Source organism: Octadecabacter ascidiaceicola, from assembly GCF_900185015.1.
Taxonomy (GTDB): Bacteria; Pseudomonadota; Alphaproteobacteria; order Rhodobacterales; family Rhodobacteraceae; genus Octadecabacter; species Octadecabacter ascidiaceicola.
This window is the reverse complement of record NZ_FXYD01000001.1, coordinates 929,251-943,915: the sequence shown is the minus strand read 5'-3', so window position 1 is coordinate 943,915 and position 14,665 is coordinate 929,251. Positions and strand designations below refer to the sequence as shown.

The following is a 14,665-nucleotide window of genomic DNA, read 5'->3' as shown; positions in this document are numbered from 1 at the left end:
GCGGTCCAGCAGAGATCCCGCCAGCGTCGTTCACCTCTAACCAATACATTGACAGTCGCGGGTGTGTTTACGTGCGCGCCGGAATTGGCGGGACAACGAATTGGGTTCCGCGAGTGTCGCGCAGCAGAGAGCAGTTGTGTGGTTTCCAGCCGAGCAGCTCATCAAGGCCAGCGACAGTAGCACAGGCCCCTGTAGAAACCCCAACACCTGAACCAACGCCAGCCCCCGCGCCAGCACCGGTTGTTGCTGCGGCTCCTGAACCTGCTCCAGCCGTTCGCGCGCCAGCGCCTACTCCTGCTGTACAGCCACCTGTCATTGCCGCGGCCCCCGCACCGCGTACAACACGTCCGGCGACATCTATCGGTGCGATTGCCCCGCAAAACGCGCCGACAGTAGCGGCTCGCCCTGCATCGCCATCACCACGGGTAATCACTGCGCCGGCCACACCGGAACCACGTGTCATAACACGTGCGCAGGCCTGCGCTGGTTTGACAGGTGTCCAGCCTAACCTAATCAGTCAGCGCACGGGTCAACCGATTGATTGCGGCGGCGCCCCTGCGCCACAAGTTGCAGCTGTTACGCCTCGTCCAGTTGAGCAAGCACCAGCCGCCGCGCAGTCCCGTTTGACCCGCGCACAGGCTTGCGCCGACATGGCAACGGCAGGCCGCCAGTATATCAGTGCGCGAACCGGTCTCCCGATCCAGTGTGGCCAACCAGAAGTAGCCACAACACAAGGTGCATTTGGACGTTTGCAAGCTGATCTAAGGTTGCCACGGCGCCCTTACTCAAACCCGCTTGATTATGCGCCTGGCTCAACTTTTGATCCACGCCCAGCGCAGATTGCGGCGCAGCTGAACCGCACTCCTTATTCCAACCCGTTCGATAGTGCTCCGGGTTCAACGTTCACACCGAATGTTAATACGCGTTTAGCGGCGGCGCCTTCAGGTGCTTTGGCCAACCAAGAGGTCGTGTCACGTGCGCGCTCATCTGTGTCTTCGCAAGGTTTCATTGGCGATCTTTTTAACCAAAACCCACCGCCATATTCCAACCCGACGAATAGCTATGCGCTTGCTGCGCCAACGGTGCCAAGTGGCTATGACCGCGTTTGGAGCGATGGTCGCTTGAACACACAGCGCGGCATTCCGGCTGGATCATATACGCAGCAATACCCGACAACTAACCGCGTTCAATATGCGACCGCGCGCCGTGCGCCTCAAGCCGCCGAAGTGCAGCAACCGCGCGTATCAACACCCGCTGTCGCGCCGCAGCCGCAGCGCCGTGAGCAGATCAGTGGTCATCGTTATGTGCAGGTCGGAACCTATGAGACCCGCAATCAGGCACAGTCCATCGCGCAGTCCTTGCGTTCACGCGGCTTGCCAATGCGGATTGGTGTGTTCAACCAGAATGGCCGTGAAATGCGCATCGTACTGGCGGGGCCGTTTGGTAATGACAGCCAGTTACAAAACGCATTGGGGACCGCACGTGGGGCAGGCTACGCTGGGGCGTTCACCCGCCGCTGAGAACCGAGTTCAAACTGTTCTCCCGAGGAGGGGCCTTGCATGACGACGCAGGGCCTCTTCTTTTCTAAGGGGGCTAGCCGCAAATACCTTGCAGGCTAATCCACTCAGCATCACTCAAAAGTTCAGAAGCGGCGGCACCTTGCATGGAGTCCGCTTCGATCAATCCTAGTGTGGATTCACCGGTCACATCGACGGCATAGGCGTATGGCGTGCTGGACAGCTGCGCATCGTCGAACATCTCAAGCAGGATGACATCGTTGGCACGATCCGGTGGATTTGCGAATAGTGTTTCTGCGTAGTTGCGAAGTGTGTCAGGGGCGATCTCACCTTGGGTCAGCAAGTTGAACGTCGTGCCGATGCCAGACTCTTTCAGCAGTGCTTCTAATGGGTCACGTGCACGCAATTGTGCGGCGGCGGCGATGATGTGGCCACCGACAACCGCCGGGTCTTCAGTGTCTTCAATGAGGTCGCGGTTCATCACGATCAACCCGCCGGGCAAATAGATGGCAGTGTCGGGGCCTGATGGCACGACAAATACCTGACCACCCGCGTCGGGCCCCAAGACCCGTGCGTGCAGTTTTTCCAACGCCGCCGTTCCAAGTTGGCTGCGGCAGGTCTGTCCGGTAATTCGCTGGATGTGGCCCAGCAACGTGGCTCCAATTTCACCGCGCTGTATTGGCGGAACGACGCTTTGCGCCTCGCGGATCAATGCATCCGGTAGCCAGACCGCAGCGCCAATAACCATTGCGCCCAAGGCGGTTATCAGCCCAATATTGCGTAAACGACCCGGTCTGCTGCGGCGGCGCTTCACCGTTTTGCGAACCTTTTCCATTGCGTCAATCATCATATCGTCGCTTATTTCCAGCGTTTCAGTGGCATCCGAGCCTGGCGAGAACAGGGCAGGGCGTTCTCCAACGTTCAAACGCTCGACAGCAGGTAATGACCAATGGGTCAACGGACGGTCCGCTTTATCAGAGATGATGAGTGTGGCGTTGCCGAAAGATACGGTTACCTCACGGCGTTGCTCATCCGGCGATGCACGCCATAGGCCGCCGCTTTCCAATCGATCAAATTCCGTCAGTGCTGTCATTTGGGGCTGCTCTGCCTCCTGTTTGCTCTATTTTAACGGGCATTTTCCCGTTTTGACAGACGTTTATCGACACTCAGATGACGTAAATTGTTTCTGAAGTGTCAAATTGAGTGTTAAGCTTTGCAAGTACGCGCTGAGGAACCGCGGCGATAAAAAAACATATGAAACACTATTCGTTTCGAAAGGAGAGGGACAAATGGCACTCAAGGAACCATTTACGGATCTGGAAATCCCAAAACAGGGTGGCGGATTTTATGAAGGCTACAGTCTTCCAATTGCTTTGATTTCAAAAGGCCTCATGGTCGCGCTCGTGTTGTGGGCATTGATTTGGCCAGTATCGGCGGGCAGCACGCTTGACGGCTGGAACTGGTCGTTGCTGGGCGTCTTTAACAGCTTTTACATCATCGCCGTTGGCGCATTCGCATTCTTCCTGATCATTTTGGCAATCTTGCCAATTGGTAAGAAAAAGCTGGGCCGCGCGGACGAAGCGCCAGAATTCTCGAACTTCTCATGGTTCTCCATGATGTTCGGTGCTGGTCTGGGTGTGGGCCTGATGGTCTTCGCGACTGCTGAACCGCTTGGCCTTTGGGGTTCTAACCCAGAAGTCGTGTCCGGCGCAGTTGTCGGGAATTCCCCAGAAGCGGTCCAAAGTGGATACCGCTATACGTTCCTGCACTATGGTCTGCATGCTTGGGCGATCTACGTGGTGACAGGTCTGTCGCTGGCATACTATGCCTACACACGTGATATGCCGCTGACGATCCGCTCTGCGCTGACACCAATCTTGGGCAAAGCGGCAAACGGTCCGGTTGGCCATGTTGTCGACGTGCTGGGTGTTGTTGCGACGATCCTTGGTGTTTCCGTAACCATCGGGTTCGGTGTTAGCCAATTCGTAGACGGTGTTTATGCTGTAACAGGTATGGAATGGCTGATGGCTGCGACTGAGGGCGATGCCCCACCGGCACCTTCAACGGTAGGTCTGTTGACCGGTCTTGCGCTGATTATGTTCCTGTCGATCCTGTCAGCTGTGTCCGGTGTTGGTCGCGGTATTAAGTACCTGTCGAACTTGAACTTGGTTCTGTCGGTCATCCTGCTTTTGACCTTCGTGATCTTCGGTTCGTTCATGTTCGCAATGACGACATATGGCACGGCGTTGGTTGACTACATCATCCACTTCTTCAGCCTGTCCTTTGGCGCATATGGCCCGCAGTCTGCTGGCGCATTTGCAGCAGCCCTACCGGCTGACGCGGCACCATTTGCAGACTCCTTGGGCGCCGCTCAAGGTGCATGGGGATCTTATGATGGCTTCGTGGCTGGTCTTGAAGGCGACGCAGCGGCGCTCCCACCTGAGACACTGGCGGCTGTTTATGAAGCTGGTAACCAAGGTCGTCAGTTCGGTTGGCAGTCTGGTTGGACCACGTTCTACTGGGCTTGGTGGATTGCGTTCTCGCCATTCGTGGGTCTGTTCCTTGCGCGTATCTCGCGCGGGCGCACAGTTCGTGAATTCATCCTAGGCTGTGTGATTGCACCGTCTTTGGTGTGTTTTGCATGGATGACGATCCTTGGCGGTACAGCGATTGATCTGGAACTTGCAGGTCAAGCGGAAGGCGCAATTATCGGCGCGTCTAACACCAATAAGCTGTTCGTCACACTCAGCTACATGATCGAAGGTGGCTTCCTTCAACTTATCACTGTGATGTGTGTGGTTCTGATCATGACGTTCCTCGTGACGTCCGCTGACTCCGGCATTCTTGTGATGAACACCATCATGTCCGGTGGTGAACAGGAAACAGGCATCAAGCACCGCATCATTTGGGGTGTGATCCTGACGTTGGTCATTGGCTCGCTTCTGGTTGCGGGTGGTCTGAGCACCACAGGTAATCCGTTTGACGCCCTGCAGGATGCGATGATCATCGGCGCGCTGCCTTTCACGATCGTAATGGTCTTGATGGTGATCTCGCTGATCAAAGCGATGTGGAACGACAGCCGCCGCGGCAAAGCAGGGGTCGGTGCTTCGGCACAACCGGCCGAGTAAGCCGCTAGATTCACAAAGAAACGGCGCCCTGAAGAAATTCGGGGCGCCGTTTTACGTTCTACACTAGGGCCGCGCCAACAGATCGTTCTGTAAAGACACGGATGTAGTCGCCCGGCGATGAGCCCGCCCAAAGAACATACAGCCGATCAGGGCGGTCGGGATCAATCCAGACTTCATCGTTTTCTTCTAACCCGCGCAGGCGCTCGCCGATGAATGTCGCCTTGGTGCGGGCCAGAAAATCTGTGGCGCCCATGGTGTCTTGATAGGCGGCTATGCCAAGGATCGGCGCATCGAATTCGACAAAGGCAAATTGTGTGTCGTTGATGCTGTCAAAGAACATACAGTGGCTCGCGACTTCGGTGCCTTGTGCGATCAGGCCGTTGAGCCCGCCACTATCCACGTGAATGGGTTCGGGCAGCACGATGTTTTGGTCTTCGTCAAAGGCATAAAGGTGGCAGGTGTTGAAGTTGTCTTTGCCGACTGTGAAACCATCGTTGGGATCTAGCAGCACAAACCGGCCCGCGCAGGTTTCTTGCAGGATATCACCTGCAATCACCAACCCCGCCGCGGGTGAGGCAAGTGCACTGGCCATCAGCCATAGTGCTTTCATCCGAATGTCTTACGCAGTTCGAACTTCTGGATCTTGCCGGTCGATGTTTTGGGTAATTCCCCGAACACAACTTTCTTTGGGCATTTGAAACCTGCCAGCCGTTCGCGTGTGAACGCGATAAGGGCGGCCTCGTCCTCGTCGCGGCCTTCCTTTAGCTCGACAAAGGCACAAGGCACCTCGCCCCATTTGTCATCGGGCATGGCAACGATGGCGCAGAGCATCACATCTGGGTGCCCCATCAACGCGCCCTCGACCTCAACGCTTGAGATGTTTTCCCCGCCCGAGATGATGATGTCCTTGGCGCGATCCGCAATCTGCATGGATCCGTCTGGGTGTTGGATGGCGATGTCTTCTGAATGGAAGTACCCGCCCTTGAACGCCTTGGCCGTGGCTTTGGGGTTCTTGAGATACCCCTTCATTACTGAGTTACCACGGATCACGATTTCGCCCTGCGTCGCGCCGTCCATCGGGACTTGTTGCATGTCGTCAGACATGACGGTGATGTCTTCCATTTGTGGGAAAGCCACGCCTTGGCGGGCCTTGATCACGGCTTGGTCTTCCGCTGAAAGCGCGTCCCAGTCTTTGTTCCACAGGCATTCGGTGACGTGGCCATAGGTTTCGGTCAGCCCGTAGACTTGTTGTACATTAAACCCAAGATCGCCAATCGCGGCCAGCGTTGCAGGGGCAGGGGGAGCGCCTGCTGTGAAGACTTCAACCGTGTGATCAAAGTCGCGGCGGTCGGTGTCTTTAGCGTTCACGAGTAGGTTCAAAACGATAGGTGCGCCACCAAAATGGGTCACGCCTTCATCGGCAATCGCTTTATAGATCGCCTCTGCCGTGATATCGCGACAGCACACCACAGTGCCGCCCAAACTGGGCATCATCCATGTGTGGTTCCAGCCGTTACAATGAAACAGTGGTACAATGGTCAGGTAGCGCGGGTGCAGCGTCATCCGCCATGTGATTGGCGTTCCTGTTGTCATCAAATACGCGCCACGATGATGACAAACGACACCCTTGGGTCGCCCCGTGGTGCCAGAGGTGTAGTTTAGCGAAATGCTTTCCCACTCATCTTCGGGCAAAATCCATTCAAAGTTTGGATCGCCAGCCTCCAAGAACGTCTCATAGTCTATCTGCTCGCCAATCTCTGGAACACCCGCTTGTGTGTCAGGCACTTCGACAACCAGCGGCGCTTCTCCCTCCATCAACTCAATCGCTTGCATGCAAACCGGAAGGAACTGGCTGTCGCACAACACGACCTTGGCTTCGCCGTGATCGAAAATATAGGCAATCGTGTCGACATCGAGCCTGATGTTGATCGTGTTCAAAACGGCACCGCAGGCTGGCACGCCAAAATGGGCTTCGGCTTGCGCGGGGATGTTAGGCAGGAGCGTGGCGACGACATCGCCAGGGTTTACGCCCGACATCTGCAACGCACTGGCAAGCTGGGACACCCGCGCATGATATTGCGCGTAGGTTAGCCGGAAATCACCGTAAACAAGAGCCTCGTGATTTGTGAAGACCTTCGCAGCGCGTGCCAGATGGCTCAGCGGTGACAAAGGCACATAGTTGGCGGCACATTTATCCAGTCCGGTTTCGTCTCTTAACCATCCCATTCGCATTTCCTCCCAGAAGCGATTTGGCGGACAGAATGTCGCAGAATTTTGAAATGATAAACTCCCAAAACTTTAATTGGGTCGCTTTTGGGCTGGCACTTTGTTGCGCCCTTGGAAAGAGTGCCGACATGCAGACGACTTTTCCAAAGCTTTCAATGATGTTCACCCTGTCAGGGATGTTCACGTTGGCACTAACCGACAATTTGATTGTGCTGGTCTCAGAAACCTCATCCTTGTGGTTTTTTCAGACCTTAAGGGGTGTTTTTGCGGTTGGGCTGCTTTTGTTGCTCGCGCTGTTTGGTGTTGTCAGCCTGCACGCAAACCGACCCTCGCGCGTAATCTTACGCAACACGTTTAATGCGACGGCTCTGCTGATTTATTTTGCCTGCCTAGCGTTTCTTCCGATCGGAATTGTCGCAGCGGGGTTCTTAACCGCGCCCATTTTCGTCCTTGTGCTGTCGATCTTGTTTAGGGGCGAACGCGCAGGGGTTTGGCGCTGGGGTGCTGTAACGCTCGGTTTCGTTGGGGCGCTGATGCTGGTCTGGCCGGAAGACGGGGCATTGGCATGGTATTCCGCGCTTCCGGTGGTGGCTGGCTTGTTTTATGCCGTATCAGCCCTCGGGACGCGCATGTGGTGCGAAGGGGAGAGCGTTTGGGTGATGACGTTTGCTTATGTCTCCATACTTGGGTTGTTTGGCGCAATTGGTTTGGTGGTTCTGACAATCTGGCCTATCGCAGAGATACCGGACGGGAGCGGATGGGTTCTACAGGGCTATGTAACACCCGATAGAACGATGCTTTGGGTGACGGTTGCACAGGCGCTCGGCTCTGTTGTCGGCGTTATGCTTCTTACGCGCGGCTATCAGCTGGGGGAGGCCTCATATGTGGCCATCAACGAATATTCGATGATTGTTTTTGCGTCGTTTTTTGCTTGGCTTTTGTGGGGGCAAACTTTGAGTACAGTCGCGTTAATCGGTATGGCGCTGATTATCATGTCAGGCACAATCATCGCATTAAGGTCTACCAAATGATTATCTCCCGCGGGCGCGGATATATCTTTGTTCACATCCCCAAAACTGGTGGCACAGCAATGGCACTAGCGCTGGAAGACCGCGCCAAGGCTGATGACATAATGATCGGCGACACGCCAAAGGCCATAAAGCGGCGCGGGAAGGTGAAGGGTGTGCGAACGGCTGGGCGTTTGTGGAAGCACTCAACACTGGCGGACGCTGAGGGGCTGATCACACGCGACGAGATGGAAGCGCTGTTCACATTCACACTCGTGCGCAATCCTTGGGACCGAATGGTCAGTTATTACCATTGGCTAAAGACGCAGGATTTCGACCATCCAGCGGTGGCGTTGGCGAAGTTACACGAGTTTTCGCGATTTCTGAATGACCCGCTGACCCGATCCACATTCAGCAACAACCCGTATGAGAGCTACATGAAAGATGGAGCAGGGCGAATGCATGCGGATTTGTATATTCGGTTGGAATACTTGGCTGAGGACATGGTTCCGCTCGCTGAACATCTAGGGTTCACACCTGAAATTCCTGTCGCCAATCAAAGTGCGCGCGCGCGTGACTGGCGTGGCTACTACACAGAATCGGACGCAGAACTACTCGGAGCGCTTTGCGAGTCGGACATCAAAGCGCATGGCTACAGCTTCGATCCAGCATAACGCCCTGATTATTGTTTCCAGTTTTAAAGTTAATCCGCCGTTAACCAGTTTATTACAGATCACCCCTGATCAATGCCCCAAACTTGCCCCTTTGTGCGCCAAGGAGCGCCTTGGGAATCACCCCTTATGGTTTTGTTGCTACGGACCACCTCGCTGCCGAGACGGTTCAAAAATATAAAAACCAGACATGGGGATGTCAAAAATGTTTGCTTGGAAGAACACCACTTGGGACGCTGCTAAAACCGAAACCACTCAGCCAAAGCTGGACGCTCGGACAACTGGAATGGTTTCCGGAACGAAGGTCGCGACACAGGCGGGCTGGGCGCCGATCGAAATCATCCGCGAAGGTCAGCAGGTTCTGACATTTGATGGTGGGTTGCAGACAGTTGTCGCGATTACACGTCACGCGCTGATGGCAGACACAATGGATATCGCAAGCTGGCCACTGTCCGTACCTGCCGGTGCTTTGGGCAATCGCGAAGACATGATGATCCTGCCACACCAGTCCGTCATGATCGAAAGCGATGCTTCTGAAGATATGACAGGTGACCCGTTCGCACTCATCCCCGGTGCGGCTCTCGTTGGGTTTCGTGGCATCACACAAGAACGTCCGGCTGAATGGGTTGAAGTTATCCAATTGCACTTTGCGCAAGACGAAATCGTTTTTGCAAACATCGGTGCATTGTTTCTCTGCCGCGCGCAGGCTGATCTGATGAGCGACATGGGTGCATCATCTTATGAAGTCTTGAACATGGATATCGCCGAAGACCTCGTAGATTGCCTGATGTTTGAAGATGACGCTCGCGCGCCATTCAACCGCCCAGTTTACCACGCTGTCGCATAAGCCGGCGGTACGAGTTGCAAATGGGGGCTGACCTCGTTTGTGACCGTCGGTCTGCGCTTTCCCCCAGAAAAACCGGACCGTACGGGCCCCGTCCTTGGTAACAAGGGCGGGGCAATTTTCGTTCAAATTAGAACGCCCACCAGATTTGTAATAACTGACTGATGATGAAGGACCCTGTGAGTGCAATTCATAGATACAGCAAGCGATACTTGACGCCTTTAGCCGTCTGATGAACAAGAGACAAACCTATGACAGTACATCAATCACCCGGTCCGCAAGACCATTCAGGCTTTTGGTTGGATCTGCCAGAGCATCGGGCGTGGCTGGCCGCTGACGCCAAGCGGCAGTTCACGTTTTTTGAAAAAAGCCTTCGACATGATGCCGGCTTCGCAACCCTTGATCACAGAGGTGCAGCGCTTGCGGACAAGACTCAAGAACTGCACACGACCACACGACTCGTCCATTCTTTTGCGCTTGGTCAAATCTGGGGCCAACCAGATGCCGATAAGATTGTTGATCGCGGAATGGCCTACCTTAACAGTTGTCATCGCGACCCCGTTCACGGGGGTTTTCTTTGGGCGCTACAAGGTGACAATATCGCTGACGATCGCAAACAGGCTTATGGGCACATGTTCGTCCTTCTGGCGGCCTCGACTGCCAAGATTGCAGGCCATCCGGATGCGGATGCACTGCTTACGGATGTAACTAGGGTTCTCGATCAGCACTTTTGGGAAGACGATGCCGGCCTGTATTCCGACGAGATGAACAGGGATTGGACACCCTTTTCATCCTACCGCGGCATGAACGCTAATATGCATGGCGTTGAGGCCCACCTCAGCGCATTCGAGGCCACGGGCAATCAGGTCTATCTAGATCGTGCGGGTCGGATCTTAGATTTCTTCACCAAGAAAATTGCACCGCAAAATGATTGGCGTCTGCCGGAACATTACACGGTGACCTGGAAGGTTGATCGCAACTACGCAGGCAACCCAATGTTTCGTCCTGCGGGTACCACTCCGGGGCATTCTTTCGAACTGGGCCGCCTTCTTTTGCAGTATTGGGACCTGTGTGGTCGACCAAGCGGCGATGCGCCGACGAGAGCACGGCAATTGATTGAGCGGGCGTTACAAGACGCGTGGAGGCCGGATGGAGGCTTTGCCTATACGCTGAAGTTTGGCGGCGACATTGACATCGCGTCACGCTACTGGTGGCCGGTCACTGAGGCCATTGGTGCGGTTGCGGTGCTTATTCAACTTGATCGAAACCAAGCGGACGAAATCTGGTACCGCCGCCTCTGGTCCTTCGCGAACACGCATTTCATTGACCATGAACGAGGCGGGTGGTTCCCCGAAATCGATGAAAGTGGCGACGTCACAAGCACCATTTTCGCAGGCAAACCTGACATATACCATTCTTTACAGGCTTGCTTGTTTCCCTTGGCAGGTGAGTTGTCGAGAATTGCTATTAAGCTTAAGGATCAATCAATAATACGATCATAGGCAGCGCAATACTTTAGTCCAAGTTTGGATTGGTGGGCGACGAACCAAAGCCTGAATAGCCCTAGATTTGTAGACGCTTTCTTCCCGAACTTTGAGGCATGGAGGCCGTTCTAGAGAAGCCAAAAGGCGAAGAGCGGCCGGACGCTTCTTCTATTCGGATGACGGTTCCGTCTGCAAAGCAGAAATTTAAACAAAGCTGCCTTGGATCGTGTTCCCGAGTAGAAAAAAAGGCCGCAACCTCATGCGCGGCCTTTCCCAATTCGTGCAGCGGCTTTATGCAGCTTTGCTGTCCACTCCGGCACCAAAACGCCCGTAGAAGCTTTGGCCTTTGTCGGCCATTTCACGCAACAAGGCAGGGCAGGCGAAGCGGTCGCCGAATTCTGCGGCCAGTTGGTCACACCGTTCTGCCGCATAAGGTGCGCCAAGAATGTCGAGCCATGAGAATGGGCCGCCGGACCAAGGCGCAAAGCCCCAGCCAAGGATCGCGCCGACGTCGCCTTCGCGGATGTCCATCAGCACGCCTTCTTCCAGCGCACGAACAGCCTCGAGGACTTGAGAGAAGAGCAAACGGTGCTGCACTTCGATAAGCTCTGGTTGGTCGTCTTTAATGCTGTAACGCTCACCCAAACCGGACCACAGGCCCTGACGTTTGCCTTTGGCGTCGTAGTCGTAAAAGCCTGCGTTTGCTTTGCGACCCAAACGGCCTTCGGCTTCCATCCAGAAGATCAGCTCATCCGCGCTGTCGTCATACTCAGCGCCCAATGCGGCCTTCGTTGCCTTAGCAATTTTAGCGCCGAGGTCGATGGAGGTTTCGTCGGTCAACTGCAACGGACCGAGCGGCATACCAACCAGTTTAGCGGCATTTTCGATCAGGGCAGGGGCGACGCCTTCTTGCAGCATCCGCACGCCTTCGTTGACATAAGGAAGGATGCAGCGGTTTGCGTAAAAGAACCGTTCGTCATTCACGACAATCGGCGTTTTGCGGATTTGGCGCACGAAATCGAGGGACTTCGCAACGGCCACATCGCCGGTTTCGCGGCCTCTAATGATTTCCACCAGCAGCATTTTGTCGACAGGGCTGAAGAAGTGGATGCCGATGAACTGGTCAGGGCGCACAGATGCCTTGGCAAGTTCTGTGATCGGCAAGGTCGATGTGTTGGTGGCAAAGATCGCGTCATCACCGATGATCGCTTCGACCTTTTTGGTCATCTCGGCCTTAACGCCGACGTCTTCAAACACGGCTTCAACGATCAGATCACAATCTTTCAATGCGTCCAGATCGGTGGTGGCATTGATCAGGCCGAGTACCTTTTCTTTCTTCTCTTCGGTCGCTTTTTTGTGGGAAATCCCTTTGTCCATATAGGCGGTGGTGTAGGATTTGCCCTTGTCAGCGGCCTCTTGATCACGGTCGATCAAGACGACCTCAATCCCCGCCAAAGCAGATACAAGACTGATACCCGCCCCCATCATGCCAGCGCCCAAAACGCCAACTTTCTTAACGGTTTGGTCCGCAACGTCCGGGCGGTTAGCGCCCTTTTCAAGCGCTTCTTTGTTGATGAACAAGCTGCGGATCATCGCCTCAGAACTTGGGTTCAGCAGAACATTGGTAAACCAACGCGCTTCGATCTTGATGGCCGTGTCAAAGGGCACCATTGCGCCCTCATAAGCGGCAGATAGCAATGCTTTGGCTGCAGGGTAAACACCTTGGGTCTTGCCGTTGATCATCGCGGATGCGCCAACGTAGGTCATGAAACCAGCGGGGTGATAGGGTTCACCACCTGGCATTTTGTAGCCCTTTTCGTCCCACGGCTTCACGATGTTCGGCTCTGACAGAACCCATTCTTTTGCCGCAGACAACAATTCATCTGCTGGAACGACTTCATCCACGAGACCCGCAGACTTTGCCTTTGCAGGGTTCAGCAATTTGCCTTCCAGTAGGTAAGGCGAGGCCGCCATCGCGCCCATTTTGCGCACAAGGCGGGTCGTGCCGCCCATGCCGGGGAAAATGCCAACCATGATTTCCGGCAGGCCAATCTTGGCCTTCGGGTTGTCAGCGACAAAGATGCGGTGGCATGACAGCGGGATTTCGAACCCGATGCCAAGGCCAGTGCCCTGCATGGCGCAAGCAATCGGCTTGCCGCCTTTGTTGGTCTTTGGGTCCATGCCAGCGCGTTCAATCTTGCGCAGGATCGCGTGGCTGGCCATCAGGCCTTCCATCAGCCCTTGTGCCGGATTGTCGCCCGCGCTTTCTTTCATCTTCGCGATGATATTGAGGTCCATGCCGCCCGCAAAACTACCATCTTTGCCAGATGTGATGATCACGCCTTTTACCGCATCATCAGCCAGCGCCTGATCGATCAGTGCATCGAGGTCCATAAACCCCTGCTGGTTCATCACGTTCATGGATTTGCCAACAGTATCCCACGTAATCGTGGCCACGCCGTCAGCATCGGTTTTCATTGTAAAATCAGTCATGTCGATGCCCCTTTAAACGCGTTCGATGATTGTTGCTGCACCCATGCCGGATGCAATGCACAGCGTTGCAAGCCCGACTTCTTTGTCAGAACGTTCCAGCTCATCCAGCAGTGTGCCGATGATGATCGCGCCCGTTGCGCCCAGTGGGTGGCCCATGGCGATGGAGCCGCCGTTCACGTTGACCTTTGAATGATCCACATTGAAGGCCTGCATGAAACGCAACACAACAGAGGAAAATGCCTCGTTTACTTCAAAAAGATCAATATCGGATATGCTCATGCCGCTGTCGGCAAGGATTTTATGGGTCACGGGAACCGGACCTGTCAGCATGATTGTTGGATCAGTCCCGATTTTCGCGGTCTGACGAATGCGGGCACGTGGTTTCAACCCGAACTTCTCACCGAACTCCTTGGAGCCAACAAGAACACCCGCAGATCCATCAACGATACCGGAAGAGTTACCCGCCGTGTGGATGTGGTTGATCCGCTCAAGGTGGGGGTATTTCATCAGTGCGACCTTATCAAAGCCAGGCATCACTTCGCCCATCGCTTGGAAGGCAGCGTTCAACCCACCAAGGCTTTGCATGTCGGTTTGCGGGCGCATGTATTCGTCGTGATCCAGAATAGTCAGACCGTTCTGGTCTTTGACGGGAACGATAGACTTAGCAAACCGGTTGTCATTCCACGCGGCTTCGGCGCGCTGTTGGGAGGCAACGGCGAGTTCATCTGCATCATCGCGTGAGAACCCATATTCGGTCGCGATAATGTCGGCTGAAATGCCTTGCGGGACAAAGTAGGTGTTCATGGCGATGCTTGGGTCCACAGCAATTGCAGCCCCGTCAGACCCCATCGGTACACGACCCATCATTTCAACGCCGCCAGCGATATAGGCATCGCCCGCGCCACCCGCGACTTGGTTCGCAGCGAGGTTCACGGCCTCCATGCCGGACGCACAAAAGCGGTTGATCGCGAGACCGGGGATGGATTGATCCAGATCGGACGCTAGCACGGCGGTCCGCGCCAGACAGCCACCTGCCTCTTTGACCTGTGTGACATTGCCCCAAATCACATCCTCAACGGCGTGGCCTTCGAGGTTGTTGCGTTCTTTCAGCGCATTCAAAACGCCAGCGGACAGTTTTGCAGAAGTCACTTCGTGCAAGGATCCATCCTTGCGGCCCTTGCCGCGCGGCGTGCGGATCGCGTCGTAAATATATGCGTCAGTCATCAGGTGGGTCCTTTCGAATTCGTCTTTATCTTGACGTGAACGTCAACACTGGACATTTCAAGCCTATCGTG

12 protein-coding genes are annotated in these 14,665 nt (G+C 55.0%); 6 read left to right on the top strand and 6 right to left on the bottom strand.

What is annotated here, in order from left to right; genetic code table 11:
- Positions 1-67: 67 nt before the first annotated feature.
- Positions 68-463 (bottom strand): hypothetical protein, encoded by a 396-nt coding sequence (locus OCA8868_RS16770; protein WP_245848034.1) that lies wholly within the window; start codon positions 461-463, stop codon positions 68-70.
- Positions 464-488: 25 nt separating this feature from the next.
- Between OCA8868_RS16770 and OCA8868_RS16765 the strand changes: the two genes are divergently transcribed.
- Positions 489-1,520: an SPOR domain-containing protein gene (locus tag OCA8868_RS16765; protein WP_245848032.1), complete on the top strand. Its 1,032-nt coding sequence runs from the start codon at positions 489-491 to the stop codon at positions 1,518-1,520.
- Positions 1,521-1,593: 73 nt separating this feature from the next.
- Here OCA8868_RS16765 and OCA8868_RS04665 read toward each other — a convergent pair whose 3' ends face one another.
- Positions 1,594-2,610 (bottom strand): hypothetical protein, encoded by a 1,017-nt coding sequence (locus tag OCA8868_RS04665; RefSeq protein ID WP_093995334.1) that lies wholly within the window; start codon positions 2,608-2,610, stop codon positions 1,594-1,596.
- A 196-nt stretch (positions 2,611-2,806) separates the two neighbouring features.
- Here OCA8868_RS04665 and OCA8868_RS04660 point away from each other — a divergent pair, with 196 nt between their 5' ends.
- Entirely contained in the window at positions 2,807-4,645 is a 1,839-nt protein-coding gene (locus OCA8868_RS04660) for a BCCT family transporter (protein WP_093995333.1), read from the top strand.
- A 58-nt stretch (positions 4,646-4,703) separates the two neighbouring features.
- On the opposite strand, the gene OCA8868_RS04655 is transcribed toward OCA8868_RS04660, so the two are convergent.
- Both OCA8868_RS04655 and OCA8868_RS04650 read right to left on the bottom strand, forming a co-directional pair.
- Positions 4,704-5,255: a hypothetical protein gene (locus OCA8868_RS04655; protein ID WP_093995332.1), complete on the bottom strand. Its 552-nt coding sequence runs from the start codon at positions 5,253-5,255 to the stop codon at positions 4,704-4,706.
- Positions 5,252-6,871 (bottom strand): AMP-binding protein, encoded by a 1,620-nt coding sequence (locus OCA8868_RS04650; RefSeq protein ID WP_093995331.1) that lies wholly within the window; start codon positions 6,869-6,871, stop codon positions 5,252-5,254. The genes OCA8868_RS04655 and OCA8868_RS04650 overlap by 4 nt, the downstream gene beginning before the upstream one ends.
- 128 nt (positions 6,872-6,999) lie before the next feature.
- Between OCA8868_RS04650 and OCA8868_RS04645 the strand changes: the two genes are divergently transcribed.
- The 4 genes from OCA8868_RS04645 to OCA8868_RS04630 all read left to right on the top strand — a co-directional run bounded on the left by OCA8868_RS04645 (position 7,000) and on the right by OCA8868_RS04630 (position 10,895).
- Positions 7,000-7,902, top strand: coding sequence for a DMT family transporter (locus tag OCA8868_RS04645; protein ID WP_093995536.1), 903 nt, complete (start codon positions 7,000-7,002; stop codon positions 7,900-7,902).
- The gene (locus OCA8868_RS04640; RefSeq protein ID WP_093995330.1) at positions 7,899-8,552 is read left to right on the top strand and encodes a sulfotransferase family 2 domain-containing protein; all 654 of its coding nucleotides are present in this window, start codon (positions 7,899-7,901) and stop codon (positions 8,550-8,552) included. The genes OCA8868_RS04645 and OCA8868_RS04640 overlap by 4 nt, the downstream gene beginning before the upstream one ends.
- A 202-nt stretch (positions 8,553-8,754) precedes the next feature.
- On the top strand, positions 8,755-9,396 hold the full coding sequence (locus OCA8868_RS04635; RefSeq protein ID WP_179214772.1) for a Hint domain-containing protein: 642 nt from the start codon (positions 8,755-8,757) through the stop codon (positions 9,394-9,396).
- Between the two features lie 248 nt (positions 9,397-9,644).
- Positions 9,645-10,895: an AGE family epimerase/isomerase gene (locus tag OCA8868_RS04630; protein WP_093995328.1), complete on the top strand. Its 1,251-nt coding sequence runs from the start codon at positions 9,645-9,647 to the stop codon at positions 10,893-10,895.
- Between the two features lie 273 nt (positions 10,896-11,168).
- On the opposite strand, the gene OCA8868_RS04625 is transcribed toward OCA8868_RS04630, so the two are convergent.
- Positions 11,169-13,370: a 3-hydroxyacyl-CoA dehydrogenase NAD-binding domain-containing protein gene (locus tag OCA8868_RS04625; RefSeq protein ID WP_093995327.1), complete on the bottom strand. Its 2,202-nt coding sequence runs from the start codon at positions 13,368-13,370 to the stop codon at positions 11,169-11,171.
- A 12-nt stretch (positions 13,371-13,382) separates the two neighbouring features.
- Entirely contained in the window at positions 13,383-14,594 is a 1,212-nt protein-coding gene (locus OCA8868_RS04620) for an acetyl-CoA C-acetyltransferase (RefSeq protein ID WP_093995326.1), read from the bottom strand.
- Between the last annotated feature and the right edge of the window lie 71 nt (positions 14,595-14,665).